This window comes from Cytophagaceae bacterium ABcell3 (genome assembly GCA_030913385.1).
Classification (GTDB): Bacteria; Bacteroidota; Bacteroidia; order Cytophagales; family Cytophagaceae; genus ABcell3.
The window spans coordinates 4,329,847-4,345,485 of record CP133159.1; the positions used below are offsets into that span (position 1 = coordinate 4,329,847).

Sequence of the window (15,639 nt, forward strand, 5' to 3'; positions counted from 1 at the left end):
ACAAGCTATCACCTTTTCATGCATTAAAACTTCTATCACGCCAATCCTCAAATCACCCGCTTTTGTGCATAGCGTTTTTTACTCTACATCGATTATTATCTCTTAGAGCGAATCTTTGAATAAATAAAATACCCAGCGGTCGTAAGCAATACCAATCCTGCAAACCCTGAAATATACTTTAAAGCACCACTGGCCATGGTCTCAGAAGACGATAGGGGCTTAACATTTCCACCGTCAGTAAGTGAGATGGGTGTTTTGTCACCCTCTCTTTTCAATTGCTTCCTTTCAAGTAAGTTGATCAAATTTTGCAGACCATCTTTTAATTCTTTACCATACACCGGAATACCATGTCCTGTTCCTGCCACTGCTGGTTCCAAGGCTGCAAGCTTTTTCAGTGATTCTAGCGCCAGCTTGTAGTTCACCGGATAGTAAGCAGGCGGACTATACACCCTATATTTATGAGTAAGAATAGAAAAGAAAGTATTCTGATAAGTAGAGATAAAAGCATCTCCTGACAAGAGAACTTTATCTTTTTTCCTGAAGAGCGAAACATGACCACCCGAATAACCTGCTGTATGAATATACTCCCAATCAGGCAAGTGCGGTATACTACCATCACTTGGCAGCGCTTCAGCCCGGTCACCTAGGTCTAAAGGTTTCACAGGGTGTACCCATGAAAGCAAGGCCATTCCGCCACCGCTCGCAAGATAGTCAGGCGCCGGATAAACTGCTTTACCTGTTATATATGGCATTTCTCGTTCATGCGCATACACTTTAACATCAGGCCACTTGCTAATGAGCTCTGGTAACGCCCCTATATGATCAAAATACCCATGCGTGAGAACTATGGCCTGCGGAGGATTATTCTCTCCGAAAAGACTTTCTGCTTCATTGATGATTTTCTTCCCAGACTCCGGTATTCCTGCGTCTACCAGAACCCATGGATTTCCTTCGCCCGGTTCACCAATAAAATAATAGTTTACCATTAACACCCTTCTACCCGTAACATCCTTAGCGATCTGCCAAGAAACCTTTTTCCTGTTCTTAATCTCCATAAGCACCAATTAAAAGTCCTTTAGAGTTAAAACAATTCTTTAAGATTAGATAGTTCGGCGCAGTTAAACCTGGGCTCAAATGATTCAGTGTTTAATAAAAAGTGAGGTGTCTTAAAACTGCTAGTACTTGCCAGCGGCAAGTTTTTTGAAAAAGAAGCCGATTTTACATAATCATTAAAGGCTATCTTTTGATGTGGTTCCAAGTCTAGTGGCAAACAAATACCTTTCGCCCCAAAAGTAAGGGTCGTTTACCTTGGACGTGGTTACACCCTTAGAGTCTGACGCATGTATAAATTCACCATCACCTATATATATACCAGTATGTGTGATAAATTTTGAAGATTTATAAGAGTTATAAAAAAATACTAGATCCCCGGGCTGGAGTTCATCTTGAAAGGGAACAATAGTGCCATAACGTGCTTGCTCTTGACAGCTACGTGGCAGATCAATTCCAAACTGCTTATATACCACCATATTTAACCCTGAGCAGTCAATCCCCTGTCGACTAAGCCCGCCAAGCTTATGAGGGGTACCCATAAAAGTGTTGGCCAGGGCAATCACACTGTCTGGTGAAAAGCTGGCATGCACACGCTGTTCTATACCTCCATGGTAAAATGAAAAAAGCTCCTTTTTCACATGGTTTGTTTCTGCATTATTCAAAACTTCTAAAAACCTATCGTTTTCAGGAGCCAGTACAGAAAACGCACACAATGCCCATATCACTCCAAAAAAAATCATTTTTTTCAAAGGCCTTGTAAGCATACTGTTTATAATTTTATATCTCTTTATAAACCAAAAAAACACTAAGAGTCTTCGGCTTTTTCGCATCGTACAACATAAACTTAGGCTAAAACTGAAATGTGCAATAGAATTTTCTATTACGCAGCAAAATAACTTACAATCAATCCATTCGCTCACATGTGTGTCTTCACGATAGTACTACTATGTTTTGCGACCCAAAAGTGCTGATTAACTGTTATTCTGCTCCTCATGCCGAAATCTATCGCACAATTCAGGTTAAATAAATTACAAAAAAACATAAAAAAATGCTAATTATTTACACATAAACCTCTTATAAATAATCAAGTTTGCCCCTTTTAAGTTATGGCAGTGAACCCAAGTACCACAAAAACCTCAACAGGTACCAGTTTTTTAATGTACCAGAATAAGTAGAACTTTTGACAACAAAACTCATGGTTTTTTAAAACATACCAGTTAACTTTAAAGGATAATCCAAAAAATAAATCTCAATATGTCTACCTGGTTTGAATGTAAATTTAAATATCATCGTGAAGATGCGGATGGTGGTTATAACGCTGTAACAGAAACCTATTTAATTGATGCTGTTAGCTTTACAGATGCAGAAGCAAGAGTGTATGATGAAATAGGTTCTAACTATAAAGATTTTATCTTGCTCAAAGTAAGCAAGTATCGTGTTCATGAACTAGTTTTCCGTGAGGATGCCTTTACCTGGTATAAATGTAAGGTATCTATGGTGACTGTAGATGAGCAAAGTGGAAAAGAGAAAAAGTCTAACCAGATCATTCTGGTAAGTGGCAACAATGTCAAAGAAGCTTATGACCATGTAGAGGAAATATTTGCTACCTCTGTTTCTGACTATACCATTATGGACATCGTGACTACAAATATTGTAGAGGTACTTCCTTACTATGAGCGTGAAGAAAACAAGCAAGAGGAAGAAGAGGACAATGATGTATATGAAGGACCATCTTTCCAAGATGATGAGTATTTAGAAAGGGAAGTAGTGACCAATGTCCCGGAAAACTCCACGGAAGAAGAAGAAAAAGCTGAAGAGGAAATAGCAGTAAACAACCAAGCAGCTGAAGAAGAAACTCAACAAGAGGAACCTGAAGCTGAAGAAGAAAAAGCTGAGTAATTTTACCCCAAAAGGTGGTGGTATTTACCGCCACCTTTGGCTTCAAGGGGATTGATCTTAAATATAATTTTCACCAAATCATTTAGCTTTTGGCCATGAAAATTTCACCTGAGTACCCTTCCCCCCTTTGCTTTCTGCATAAACTTTCCCTCCCCTTGACTCAACAATTTCTTTTACAGTAGCCAGACCAATACCATGAGAGTCAGAATCCTCCTCCTGCCCCTTTTCAAATTTCTCAAAAATTTTTTCCAGTCGCTCTTCAGAAATACCTTTTCCATTGTCTGAAACACAAAACTCATACATCCCGTCTTTACTATGACAAGTAAGTTCTATTTCCCCGCTTTCTTTGTCATTGTACTTAATAGCATTAGTTATTAAATTGAGCAAAACCTGCAGAAGCTGAACTTTTCCTCCGGATACAACAGCAAAATTACAATCCAGTACTAACTTGAAATTATGAGGTACAATTATCAACCGGTAAAGCTCTTCCAGTACTTCCCGGATATGGACACTTTCCTCTGAGGGTCGATTTTTAGCTGTATCCAATACATCAGAAATCATATTTTTCATAGAAGAAAGACTTTCACTGATATATTGAGAAACCTGTTGAAGCTCTTTTGCACTTTTACCCTTTTCTACATCTTCTAAGAGCATATCCATTAGACCTTGTACTTTAGCCAGTGGGGCTTTCAGATCATGAGAAATAGTATAGCTAAATTTTTCCAGCTCCTTATTGATAGTTTGAAGCTTTAAATTATCCTCAAAAAGAATTTCTTCTTGCCCTTTTTGAGCATCAATATCTCTACAAGAGGCTACAGAATAAACCGCATCTTCCACTTTGAGAGGAGCAAGAATTATATCAATATAAAACTCCGACCCATCCTTCCGAAGCGCTTTAACAACCCTATGGTTCCCCATTCTCCGTCTTGCAGGGCTTTCAAAATATTGCTCTACATATTTCTTATGGATTTCTTTACTAGGTTTGGGTATTAAGATGTCCAGCTCGCTATTTTCCAGCTCATTCACACTATACCCAAAAAGCTCTCCCGCCTGTTTATTTGCTGCACGAATTATTCCTTGCTGATTAACAACTATTACAGCATCAGGCAGGTTCTCAAGCATGCCTTTATATAAATCCTTGTATAAAGCTGATGCAAAATGCGGCATATGGGTTCAGTTAAATTCCGATACCAGTACAACCATGCCACAACCTTAATGTTTCAATAAAAACATAGCCCTCAAATACATATTTTATACTTAATAAACCTTAGATATTCTGATTAAAAAACTTATAAAGGACACAAAATCCTATCACAGAAAATAGTAGGGGAGCAAGAAACACAAGCCTGCAACTCATTTTTTGGCACATGTGTTCTTGAATAAAACATGTGTTCTTGAATAAAAAAGGTATCAGCATGAAAGAAAATACAGAAAATGGACTATGTAGGGTTTTCATAATAAACGAATCGCCATCTGCCATGGAGTTTGGAGAGGAACTTGAAGCCCGGGTTTTAGGGAGGGAAACGACCGTCATGAATGACGAATACCTAAGAGATTTATATCCTGGGGAAGATGAACTTCAGGTTTTAGTAACCCAAGACAAAGAAGGCAATGTTTGTAAGGTTCCTGAAAAGGATATAGAGAGGATTCAGTGTTAGCAAACAAAAAACAAAGCGGTTTGGGGACAACCTCAAGCCGTTTTCTTTTTTAGTTAGGGCCTGCTGAAAAAGTCACAAGTGTGCAAGATACGCATGGCCTTACATGAAGACGTATTGGAATACTTCGAATGTAAGGCCATAAAGTAGATTGTGCGCTTGTGACTAGCCCAAAAAAGTATTGGGTTAAAAGCTTCTCACTTTAATGTGCACGGAAAAATAAGAAATAACCGAAAAAACCTTGCATCCATACCTCCTAATTCTTATACAGATATCAACAGATCAATGTTTTGGGCGTTTTTCAGCGCGCCCTAGCTACCTACTCCATTAAAAAGAACTAAAAAAAAGGCTGCCCCCTCTCGGAAACAGCCTTTCTATAAAAATTAAAATATCTTCACCTGAAGATTATTCCTGACCTAAGCTAATTTGCTTCATAGAAGTCATAGCCGCACGAAGTTCAGCACCTATAATTTCTATAGGGTGGAAACGGATCTCCTCGTTTATTTCGATAATTGACTTGTTGTCTACACCATTATCTTTTCCGTCATTGAAGTTTTTACCGATTACATCTGTATCGATTTTCTTCATAAAGTCGGCAAGAAGTGGCTTACAAGCGTGGTCGAAAAGGTAGCAACCATATTCTGCAGTATCAGAAATAACACGGTTCATTTCGAAAAGCTTCTTACGTGCGATGGTATTCGCAATAAGTGGTGTTTCGTGAAGCGACTCATAGTAAGCTGACTCTTCTTTGATACCAGCCTCCGTCATAGTTTCGAAAGCAAGTTCTACACCTGCTCTAACCATAGCAACCATTAAAAGGCCATTGTCATAAAACTCCTGCTCTTTTATCTTCACATCTGATGCATCGGTTTTTTCGAAAGCAGTTTCACCAGTAGCAGCTCTCCACTTAAGAAGGTTGGCATCGTCGTTTGCCCAATCTTCCATCATAGTTTTAGAAAAATGACCGCTCATAATATCGTCCTGATGCTTTTGGAACAATGGACGCATAATATCTTTAAGCTCTTCAGAAAGTTCGAAAGCTTTAACTTTAGCAGGATTGGTAAGTCTGTCCATCATAGCAGTAATACCGCCATGCTTCAAAGATTCAGTGATAACTTCCCAACCGTACTGGATAAGTTTAGCAGCATACCCTTTGTCAACGCCTTTTTCAACCATTTTGTCAAAGCAAAGAATAGAGCCAGTCTGAAGAAGACCACAAAGGATAGTCTGCTCACCCATAAGGTCAGACTTAACTTCTGCAACAAATGAACTCATAAGTACACCTGCTCTGTCGCCACCTGTTCCTACGCAATATGCTTTAGCATAATCAAGTCCTTTACCTTCGGGATCGTTTTCAGGGTGAACCGCAATTAGGGTAGGAACACCGAAACCTCTTTTATACTCTTCTCTTACTTCAGAGCCCGGAGATTTAGGGGCAATCATAATTACAGTGATATCTTCACGGATTTGCATTCCTTCTTCAACGATATTGAAACCGTGAGAATAAGAAAGCGTAGCACCTTTTTTCATTAAAGGCATAACAGCACTTACTACAGAAGTATGCTGCTTATCTGGTGTCAGGTTGCTAACAAGGTCTGCAGTAGGGATAAGCTCTTCGTAAGTACCTACTGTAAATCCATTATCAGTAGCATTTTTCCAGCTTTGTCTCTTTTGTTCTATTGCTTCTTTTCTCAGTGCATAAGAGACATCAAGTCCAGAGTCTCTAAGGTTAAGGCCTTGGTTAAGACCTTGCGCACCGCAACCTACGATTACAATCTTTTTTCCTTTTAGGGCATTTACACCGTCTGCAAATTCACTTCTGTCCATGAATTCGCAAGTACCTAATTGGTTTAATTGCTCCCTTAACGGAAGGGTATTAAAATAATTTGCCATTGGTTATTTTAGGTTTATTTATGATCATTCTGATGTGTCAGATTACATCGCTACAAATTTGCATAATTATTTTTCAGAAACAATGAAGCTTTACACGTTTGTTTAGGTACTTTTCACGGATTTATAGGATTTACTAAAATCGTGAGACCTTAAAAATAGACTTTGCGCCCGTGGCTAGCCCGAAAGAAATCATTAGATTACTGTACAGAAAAAACAAGGCCGGAAAACGCTGTCACCAATACCTCACAAAAATTTTACTATTATTTCCAACTCTAAGTTTTAACACTTCATCCAACAAGAACAAAGCTACTGAAAACCAAAATACTAAACTTATACACAACACTTTTCAAACACTTTACCCATATACCTTTGTTACTATATCAGAACATGAGCAAACGAATGATACATGGACTATTCATCGGGCCAGGGCCGTAAACAAAAGGAGACAAAAGACTTTCAACCGGAAGAAAAGAGAATTCCGGTTATAGAAGAGCAGGTAAAAGTAGAAAAAGAAACGAAAGAAACCGGCAGTGTGCACATTTACAAGCATGTAACTGAAAAAGAGGTTGAAGTAGATGTACCTGTGGTAAATGAGGAATTGGAAGTAGAACGGGTGGAGGTAAATCAATTTGTAGACGAGCCGCCTCCTGCCATTCGAAATGAGGGGAACACCACGGTTATAAGTGTCCTAAAGGAAGTAGTTGTAAAACGTACAGTACTTGTTGAAGAGGTAAGGGTAACGAGAAAGAAAACAACCAGTGCCAATCAACAAAAAGTAACCCTTCGAAAAGAAGAGGTAGAAGTAGAGCGAGGTAAAAACAAGGGAAACAAAAATTAAACTAAAAAAACTATGGCAAAAACAGTTGTTGGATTATTTAACTACTCAGACAAAGCACACATTGCTGCCCAGGAGCTAATAGAAGCTGGGATACCAATTAACAATATTGATATTGCGGGAGAAGAACATCCAGAGAACATCGCCAAAAGTGAAAAGAAAGAGGAAGATAGCTTCTCAAAGTTCTTCAACAACCTATTTGGAGATACAGAAGAATCCCGCACATACAGCCACGCCGCAAGAACAGGAGGCACATTGGTTACAGTACACTGCAAGTCAACACAAGAAGCTGAAACCGCTGCCAGAATCCTTGATGAAAACGGTGCTGTAGATATTGATGAAAAGCTAAAGAAAGACAAAGGATATCAGGAAAAAACTGGCTCAAAGAGAACAACTGACAAGTCTGAAACTATTCCTGTGATAGAGGAAGAAATGAATGTCGGGAAGAAAAAAGTAGATACTGGAGGCGTGAAATTGCGCAGCCGTATTATAGACAAGCCGGTAGAGGAAAAACTAAGGCTAAGAACCGAAAAGATTAATGTAGAGAGGAATCCAGTTAATCGGAAAGCTACTGAAGCCGAGCTAGAAAACTTCAAAGAGGGATCCATAGAGGCCAGAGAGAAAAAAGAAGTTCCTGTAGTAAACAAGGAAGCCCGTGTCGTAGAAGAAGTCCATCTTAAAAAAGATGTCAAGGAAAAAGAAGAAACAATCAGAGACCGGGTAAAAAGACAAGATGTGGAGGTTGAAAAAGGTAAAGAGCAACAAAAAAAGCGGGTAACAAACCCTGACAACCCAAACATTAAGCCAGACCATAATTAAGTCGGAATATAAATTTAAGCCCATGACTTTATTAGTTGTGGGCTTATTTTATCCCACCATTAACAATCCCCTCCTTTTGATAAATAACCGATTTTGTCATCATCTCTATTGCTTACGGAATTCATCAGGAGTGACACCAGTATGCTTTTTGAAAAAACGGCCGAAATAAGACTGGTCCTTAAAGTTAAGTTCGTGTGAGATTTGTGTGACTGTTAACTCAGTATATTGTAACAGTTTTTTAGCCTCTATAATAGTCCTTTCATGAATAAGCTGGTTAGAGGTTCTTCCTGTCAGCTCTTTTACTGTTTCAGTCAAGTGACCCGGGGTTACGGCAAGCATATTCGCATAGTCTCTTACAGAGTAGTTATATTGATAGTTTTCTTCAATAAGCTGCTTAAACCTTTTTACCAACAAACGCCCTTTTTTAGCACTTCCAGTCACTGATACACTAGGATACAACCTTTTACAGTGGAGCAAAATCAAGTCCAACAATGCAGCGAGCGACTCCTCTTTATCTTCTTGATCTTCAATATCAAGTACTCGACAAGCTGACTTAAATAAAGACACAAGCGTTTGGCAATCTGCGGGATCTTCTATGTAAAGCGGCGGTGTTTCTGCCTGCAAATGATAAAAATAAGGCAGCTCTAACAGCCTGTTTTTGTTATGCTTGTTGAAAAGGTAAAATTCAGAAGTAAACAGAAATATATACCCTTTAATGTCATCTGACAGTTCTAAGGTGTGGACTTGACCCGGCGACAGGAAAAAAACACTATAAGGGCGAATAACATAGGTTTGAAAATCTATAACATGTTTTCCTGAACCTTTAGTCAAAAAAAGCACCTCATAAAACCCATGGTGCCTGTGTGGGTATTCAACTTTAAAATGTCGATTAGCATCAAAGACCTCTACTTGATATTTGACATTGGCCAATTTGTTATGGCTAAATTCATTGATACTATAAATAGGTATTTTCTTTGACACTAGCTAATCGAACTATTTTGTTTAAAGTATATTATGCCATTTCCCAAACCCCAAATTAATAAAGTACAAAATAATATAACGACTGTTATATTCACACAAAAACCTTTTGTAAAATTCCAAAATAGTGTATTTTTACAAAAACCTACAATTTTAAAATGAGTTCTTATACCCTTAAAGCGATAGTTTTACTTGGCCTCACAGCATTGTTCACATTTGGGTCTTGCTCAAAAAAAGATCCGGTACCAGAAGAGGACCAAGAGATTGAAGACAGGCCAAGTACTGGCGGAAGCCCTGAAGTAACGCTTAAAGACCGTTTACATGGCAGATGGGAAACTGACAGTATTGAATTCCAACCAACCAATCTTCCTGACACGACCATCAGGAATGTTGAGTATCCGCATCAGGTCATTACCATAGACAAACACGAAAAGACTATTATCTTCACCGAAACAGCTCAAACAGATACTGCTTACTTCAAAATTAACCGTGATCAGCTTATCATTGATGAAGGTGAAAGAAAAGGCATCTACAATATCTTGGAAGTTAGCTCCCGCAGGTTAATCATGTGGTATCAAGCCAGACCGGGCGACGAAGCGACATCAAGCAGACCATATACAAAATACTTAAGCAAATAATTAAAAACACTCCTTTTAAAAGCCTTTGTTTCCAGCAAAGGCTTTTTTTTATACCCCTCTTACCTCAAACAATCTCTACACTATCCTGTTAACCCAATTATACATAGCAGGAAATTAATCGGCAAAAGCTAAAACATGGTTAACCAAATGCGAGCGAAGCGTCTGATTTGAAGTTATTTTGCCACACAATAGAAAGTTCTAATGCATATTTCAGGTTTAATAAAGAGTCAGATGGTCAATAAAACTTCGTCTTCTAAATAACATCTATCCAAGGTTACCAAAAGCCACTTTTATTATAGTCCCATGCCCGTAGCTCACGGATGATTAAACTGAATTGTTAATTTTTACCAAACAAAACAGATTATGAGAAAAACTGTACCAGAATTTTTCACATTAAAGTATGTCTTTCTAACGCTACTTATAATTACACCTTATGAAAAACTCAACGCACAAAATGATGAAGAACCGCAGTTCGAAATCACAAATATTAGGATTGTAGGCCATGATGACCGGGTATGTCTAGACGAGGACAGAAAATATGAACTTGCATTTGATGTGGAAGGCGAAGTGCCGGAAGACGTACAATTCACGGCTTTTCACAGGTCCACATGGATGACCTTTGTCGAAAACAGGTTAGACACCATTCCTTATAACGAAAGAAGTTTTACAGGTCAATTTACAGATTCAGGCTTTCCTTCTTCCCCCGTTACAAACCACGGATTTGTTATAGCGGCAATAAATGGCGATGACACCCTACTCACATCCAGTAACTCGTTCGAAGTAGTCCAAAAGATAGATGTAGAAAATGCTGAAATCATGTCTCCCGAAGAGGATTTTGCAATTTCGCAAGATACTATTCTGGACCTATTCCTTAGTGTAGACATAGGAAGTGGGGGCATTGGCCACTCTTTTAAAATAGTTCATGAGGAGTCCGGTGAAGATTTAACGGAGTGGCAAATGATCACTGATCCACCATTCATTAACAAATCTATTGAAGTTTCCGAACCAGGCACCTATAGACTGATAGGAAGATCCCTCTGTGAAGATAGTGTGGTAACGGATGATTATTTTACCGTAACCCAAGAAGATGAGCCAGAATTCGAAATAACGAACATCAGAATTTCAGGTCACGATGAACTGGTATGTTTGGGCGAAGACCTGTCGTACGATCTAGCTTTTGATGCAGAAGGAGACATTCCGGACGATGTAGAGTTTACGGCAGAATACCAAATATCTTATCTTTCAGTCGCATATTACAATCTTGATACTGTTTCAAGCGAGGAACGGAGTATACCCGGAGAATTTCCAGAAGAGTACTTTCCATCCTCTCCAGACGGGAGGCACTTATTCGTGGTGAAAGCCATACAAGATGGCCAGACAATAGCAGCGGACACCCAGTCTTTTGATATTGTCAGGCATATTGATATAGAAACTGCTGCTTTGGGCATGCCTTCTGAAATTGAAATAACTCAAGATACTACTATAGAACTTTACATGGGTACTGACCCTGCGGAAAGAGGCATAGGCCACCTTTTTAAAGTTGTACACGAAGAGTCCGGTGAAGATTTGACCCATTGGGCAGGAATCCCAGACCCTCCAGTGATAGTTCAAAATGCTGAAATCTCTGAACCGGGAACCTATAGGCTGGTCATCCAATCTCTCTGTGAAGACAGTGTTGTAACTGATGAATATTTCACTGTTATACGGACTGAAGAAAGAGAGGGCCAAATCACTAGCATCAATTTACCAGCTTCTGAAAACGGGGTGCTCTGCCTTGACCGTGAAGAAGATTATTACTTAGAGTTTGAAACGGAGGGCTCTTTCCCAGAGGGGACTGTTTTTTATGCCATGATGACGGACGCAGACATGATTGCTTCTACAGAAATTGGTAGCACTCCTGCCACGGATAACAATAAAATTTTATTGAGCTTTCCAGAAGATATCCCTTATGCGAATCGCGACTATGGTATTTTTATAGAAGCGAGGGACAATGGTACAATCGAGCAAAGCGATACATTATTTACTGAAATCATTGAAGTTCCGACCAATGCCAACCTTTCAGGCACAGTACTCGGTGGCGAGGAAACCAGGACAGTAATGGACGAGGTTGTATATATAAATCCAGAAGAAGGTGAATTTGTAGAGGTCACCCCCACAGGACAACAAGTTGAAGGGATACAATACAAGCTGGTACATGAAGAAACTAGAAGCAGTATTACCGACTGGGTAACCCACAGACTAGGCGCAGCTACTTTTTCTGAAGCCATCTCTGAAGATGGAACCTATAGGTTGTACGGAAGAGGCGTATCAAGTGATGGTGAAATAGTGTGCTTCGACAGTATCAGACTTGATGGGTTCATTACGATCAAACATAGAGAAATAGAAGAAAAGCCTATAGAGATTGTAGTAAGAGATGAAGATGGAAACAACTTACAGCCAGACGATGATGGAAGGTTTGTTATCTGCCCAGGCGCAAGGGCCACTTTACGAGTTCCTAATAAAGAAAACGCTACTTACTACTGGTACAAAGACGGGGAACACCTGGAAAGCATCAATGAAAGGGCATTCAGTGTTGGTGTCTTCGAAAGTGAAAGGTTAGGCAGTGGAGACTACCATGTACGCATTGAGGTTGAGGGGAAAGTTTATGTTTCAGAACCTGTAACTGTGATTTTTGAAGAACCTAATGTATATGTCTTGACTGAAGACAACGCGCTAACAGCTTCCGAAGGGATATCATACCAATGGTATAGAAACGGCGAACGACTAGATGGTGAAACCAATAGATCTATGACTGCTGAAGCGTCAGGTATGTACAGTGTAAAAATAGAGGTAATGGCAGGCTGCAAAATCATGTCAGACGAACATGAAGTTATCATTACCAGCGTACATGCGGAAGAAATGAACAGCGGCTTTAAAGTTTACCCTAATCCAGTAAACGCTGAAGCTACATTGGAGGTAAACAGTAGTTATAACGGCCCTGTACAAATAAAGGTGCTAGACGTTACAGGAGGAGAACATTTATCCTTTGAAGCTGAAAAAACTGGCAACGTGTTCACCTATAATGTTAATCTTTCCGGACTCAACAATGGGATTTATTTTGTGCAAGTTCTGGAAAATGAGAATATTTCGGTACTTAAGATCATCAAGAATTAAATACTATCAAATTCTCAAAAAAACACGACAAGCTTGGCATCTTTGGCCAAGCTTGTCGTGTTTTAAGCAATTTAGGCCTCCTACCCCTTCCCCTTTTGTAAAGCTGCAAGTAACCCCCTTCCAGATTACTAAAAAACTAGCAATTTCCATTACCCACCAATCATAATAGCACCCACAACCAAAAATGAAACATTTTATACTGCACTCGGTTTTCCCAAATACAAACCCTAATCGACATGAGATAAAAAACTAACAACCAGCTAACAAAAGTTTTTTGCTTTTGACCGTGAACTCGGAAACTGATACTTTCATTTAACTCACTTTATCACAAACTTTATTTGTCATGCAGAAACTTACACGCATATTTTCCGAGATAGAACCTTTAAAGTTCCATCTACTATTGCTTCTATTATTGTTCTCAACGAAAGCTACAGCCATAGCAAATGACATAAATAACGAAGAACCGCAGTTCGAAATCACCAACATAAGAATTGTAGGCCATGACGACCGGGTGTGTCTGGACGAGGACAGAAAATATGAACTCGCATTTGATGTGGAAGGCGAAGTACCGGAAGACGTACAATTCACGGCTTTTCACAGACACTCATGGATGACCTTTGTTGAAAACAGGTTAGACACCATTCCTTATAACGAAAGAAGCTTTACAGACCAGTTCACAGATTTAGGTTTTCCTTCTTCCCCAACTATAAACCACCTATTTATTGTAGCCGCAATAAATGGCGGTGATACCCTACTCACATCCAGTCGCTCGTTCGAAGTAGTCCAAAAGGTAGATGTAGAAAATGCCGGGTTTACACATCCAGAAGTAGATTTTGAAATTTCCCAAGATACTATATTCGACTTCACCATTGTTGTTGACGGAGGACGTGGAGGTGTTGGACATTTCTTTAAAATTGTGCACGAAGAATCTGGCGAGGATTTTACCGACTGGCAAATGATCTCAGACCCACCACATATACAACATTTTACCATGGATGTTTCAGAACCGGGAACTTACAGGCTAATTGGCAGGTCACTATGCGAAGACAGTGTGGTAACTGACGGCTATTTTACTATAACCCGTACCGATGAACCTCCATTGCCAGACCTACAGATCACAAATTTACATATACCTAGCGCCAATGACTTTGCATGCCTTATAGATGGCCCCCTCGAACTTGGTTTTGATGTGGAAGGAGATGTGTCGGGAGATATAACTTTTACGGGAGTTCATGAAATACAATTTGTCGGCTCTCACGAAACTACCTTGGGGCCGATAGAAAGCCATGAAAGGAGATTCCCATTGGAGTTTCCCTCAACTGCTCCATCTGCACCATTAGGATACAATATTTTTACAGTAAGGGCCATACATCCAGAAGAAGGAATTATAGCTGAAACAATTGACACGTTAGACATTGTCACTCCTGTAGCCCCTGAACAAGCAAGTCTTGCGCCTGACGGAATTATTGAGATATCACAAGACACGACTATAGATATAGGGTTTACTTACAATATAGCTGGTCATTTGTATAAAATTGTCCATGAAGAAACAGGAGAAGATCTTATTGAATGGAGTTACACTTTAGATGAGCCAATTTGGCATTGGGATTTTCCAATTTCGAAGGCCGGCTCTTATAGGCTAATTCTCGGTTCTCTTTGCGAGGACAGCATAGTGACTGATGAATACTTTACAATTGTCAGAAAAGACCCTGACCCCAAACCTGTAGACCTTATTGTCCGAGATGAAGATGGTAATTTCCTACAGCCAGGCGATGATGGAAGGTTTGTGGTATGCCCGGGGAAAAGAGTTACTTTACGCGTACCTAACAAAGAAAACGCAACCTACTACTGGTATAAAGATGGGAATCACCTGGACAACATCAATGAGAGGGCCTACAGTATCGGAATCTTTGAAAGTGACAGGCTAGGCAGCGGAGACTACCATGTACGCATTGAGGTTGACGGGAAAGTTTATGTTTCAGAACCTGTAACTGTGATTTTTGAAGAACCTAATGTATATGTCTTGACTGAAGACAACGTGCTAACAGCTTCCGAAGGGATATCATACCAATGGTATAGAAACGGCGAACGACTAGATGGTGAAACCAATAGATCTATGACTGCTGAAGCGTCAGGTATGTACAGTGTAAAAATAGAGGTAATGGCAGGCTGTAAAATTATGTCAGACGAACATGAAGTTATCATTACCAGCGTAAATGCTGAAGAAATGGACAGCGGCTTTAAAGTTTACCCTAATCCAGTAAACGCTGAAGCTACATTGGAGGTAAACAGTAGTTATAACGGCCCTGTACAAATAAAGGTGCTAGACGTTACAGGAGGAGAACATTTATCCTTTGAAGCTGAAAAAACTGGCAACGTGTTCACCTATAATGTTAATCTTTCCGGACTCAGCAATGGTATTTATTTTGTGCAAGTCCTAGAAAAGGAAAATATCTCGGTACTTAAGATCATCAAGAATTAGTTTTTATATACTTACAGAACAAGCTCGGTTTGTAAACTGAGCTTGTTTCTTTATGCTAAATGCCAATTAGCAACCAGATGATGGCGACTTTACCCCGCCAACAAGGGTGTAATAAAACTCTCATGCTGCGAAAAATTTATCATCCTTCCATTTCGCTGGGTTGTTTTTAATGTAATTCGAAATACGTTGGAATTCTGTCTCATTTCGGATGATACGATCGTGATACCGGGGTTG

General features: G+C 39.5%; 12 protein-coding genes. 7 read left to right on the top strand and 5 right to left on the bottom strand.

Features of this window, described 5'->3' with window-relative positions:
- Positions 1–95: 95 nt before the first annotated feature.
- Both RCC89_17585 and RCC89_17590 read right to left on the bottom strand, forming a co-directional pair.
- On the bottom strand, positions 96–1,055 hold the full coding sequence (locus RCC89_17585; protein WMJ74961.1) for an MBL fold metallo-hydrolase: 960 nt from the start codon (positions 1,053–1,055) through the stop codon (positions 96–98).
- Between the two features lie 174 nt (positions 1,056–1,229).
- The gene (locus RCC89_17590) at positions 1,230–1,793 is read right to left on the bottom strand and encodes a C40 family peptidase (GenBank protein ID WMJ74962.1); all 564 of its coding nucleotides are present in this window, start codon (positions 1,791–1,793) and stop codon (positions 1,230–1,232) included.
- A gap of 514 nt (positions 1,794–2,307) precedes the next feature.
- Here RCC89_17590 and RCC89_17595 point away from each other — a divergent pair.
- Positions 2,308–2,952, top strand: coding sequence for a DUF4494 domain-containing protein (locus RCC89_17595; protein ID WMJ74963.1), 645 nt, complete (start codon positions 2,308–2,310; stop codon positions 2,950–2,952).
- A 78-nt stretch (positions 2,953–3,030) separates the two neighbouring features.
- Here the strand turns inward: RCC89_17595 and RCC89_17600 are convergent, their stop codons facing one another.
- Positions 3,031–4,119 (bottom strand): PAS domain-containing sensor histidine kinase, encoded by a 1,089-nt coding sequence (locus RCC89_17600; GenBank protein WMJ74964.1) that lies wholly within the window; start codon positions 4,117–4,119, stop codon positions 3,031–3,033.
- Between the two features lie 248 nt (positions 4,120–4,367).
- Between RCC89_17600 and RCC89_17605 the strand changes: the two genes are divergently transcribed.
- Entirely contained in the window at positions 4,368–4,610 is a 243-nt protein-coding gene (locus tag RCC89_17605; protein WMJ74965.1) for a hypothetical protein, read from the top strand.
- Between the two features lie 402 nt (positions 4,611–5,012).
- On the opposite strand, the gene ilvC is transcribed toward RCC89_17605, so the two are convergent.
- Positions 5,013–6,500, bottom strand: a complete 1,488-nt coding sequence (ilvC, locus tag RCC89_17610) for a ketol-acid reductoisomerase (GenBank protein WMJ74966.1) — start codon at positions 6,498–6,500, stop codon at positions 5,013–5,015.
- 406 nt (positions 6,501–6,906) lie between these two features.
- Between ilvC and RCC89_17615 the strand changes: the two genes are divergently transcribed.
- Both RCC89_17615 and RCC89_17620 read left to right on the top strand, forming a co-directional pair.
- A complete protein-coding gene (locus RCC89_17615) occupies positions 6,907–7,338 on the top strand; it encodes a DUF2382 domain-containing protein (GenBank protein ID WMJ74967.1) in 432 nt (143 codons plus the stop codon).
- A 12-nt stretch (positions 7,339–7,350) separates the two neighbouring features.
- Positions 7,351–8,154 carry a YsnF/AvaK domain-containing protein gene (locus RCC89_17620; GenBank protein ID WMJ74968.1) on the top strand — a complete coding sequence of 268 codons (804 nt, stop codon included), beginning with the start codon at positions 7,351–7,353 and terminating at the stop codon, positions 8,152–8,154.
- Positions 8,155–8,259: 105 nt separating this feature from the next.
- Here the strand turns inward: RCC89_17620 and RCC89_17625 are convergent, their stop codons facing one another.
- Positions 8,260–9,135, bottom strand: coding sequence for an AraC family transcriptional regulator (locus tag RCC89_17625; protein ID WMJ74969.1), 876 nt, complete (start codon positions 9,133–9,135; stop codon positions 8,260–8,262).
- Positions 9,136–9,290: 155 nt separating this feature from the next.
- On the opposite strand from RCC89_17625, the gene RCC89_17630 reads away from it, so the two are divergent.
- From RCC89_17630 to RCC89_17640, 3 genes are all read left to right on the top strand, one after another.
- On the top strand, positions 9,291–9,770 hold the full coding sequence (locus tag RCC89_17630; GenBank protein ID WMJ74970.1) for a hypothetical protein: 480 nt from the start codon (positions 9,291–9,293) through the stop codon (positions 9,768–9,770).
- A 363-nt stretch (positions 9,771–10,133) separates the two neighbouring features.
- Complete coding sequence (locus tag RCC89_17635; GenBank protein ID WMJ74971.1) at positions 10,134–12,923, top strand: T9SS type A sorting domain-containing protein; 2,790 nt, start codon at positions 10,134–10,136, stop codon at positions 12,921–12,923.
- 343 nt (positions 12,924–13,266) lie between these two features.
- Positions 13,267–15,405, top strand: a complete 2,139-nt coding sequence (locus RCC89_17640) for a T9SS type A sorting domain-containing protein (GenBank protein ID WMJ74972.1) — start codon at positions 13,267–13,269, stop codon at positions 15,403–15,405.
- The last annotated feature ends 234 nt before the right edge of the window (positions 15,406–15,639 follow it).

Bases quoted from the DNA above. Each gene is read 5' to 3' on its own strand.
- RCC89_17585 (WMJ74961.1), bottom strand. From the start codon at position 1,055: ATGGAGATTAAGAACAGGAAAAAGGTTTCTTGGCAGATCGCTAAGGAT.
- RCC89_17590 (WMJ74962.1), bottom strand. From the start codon at position 1,793: ATGATTTTTTTTGGAGTGATATGGGCATTGTGTGCGTTTTCTGTACTG.
- RCC89_17595 (WMJ74963.1), top strand. From the start codon at position 2,308: ATGTCTACCTGGTTTGAATGTAAATTTAAATATCATCGTGAAGATGCG.
- RCC89_17600 (WMJ74964.1), bottom strand. From the start codon at position 4,119: ATGCCGCATTTTGCATCAGCTTTATACAAGGATTTATATAAAGGCATG.
- RCC89_17605 (WMJ74965.1), top strand. From the start codon at position 4,368: ATGAAAGAAAATACAGAAAATGGACTATGTAGGGTTTTCATAATAAAC.
- ilvC (WMJ74966.1), bottom strand. From the start codon at position 6,500: ATGGCAAATTATTTTAATACCCTTCCGTTAAGGGAGCAATTAAACCAA.
- RCC89_17615 (WMJ74967.1), top strand. From the start codon at position 6,907: ATGGACTATTCATCGGGCCAGGGCCGTAAACAAAAGGAGACAAAAGAC.
- RCC89_17620 (WMJ74968.1), top strand. From the start codon at position 7,351: ATGGCAAAAACAGTTGTTGGATTATTTAACTACTCAGACAAAGCACAC.
- RCC89_17630 (WMJ74970.1), top strand. From the start codon at position 9,291: ATGAGTTCTTATACCCTTAAAGCGATAGTTTTACTTGGCCTCACAGCA.
- RCC89_17635 (WMJ74971.1), top strand. From the start codon at position 10,134: ATGAGAAAAACTGTACCAGAATTTTTCACATTAAAGTATGTCTTTCTA.
- RCC89_17640 (WMJ74972.1), top strand. From the start codon at position 13,267: ATGCAGAAACTTACACGCATATTTTCCGAGATAGAACCTTTAAAGTTC.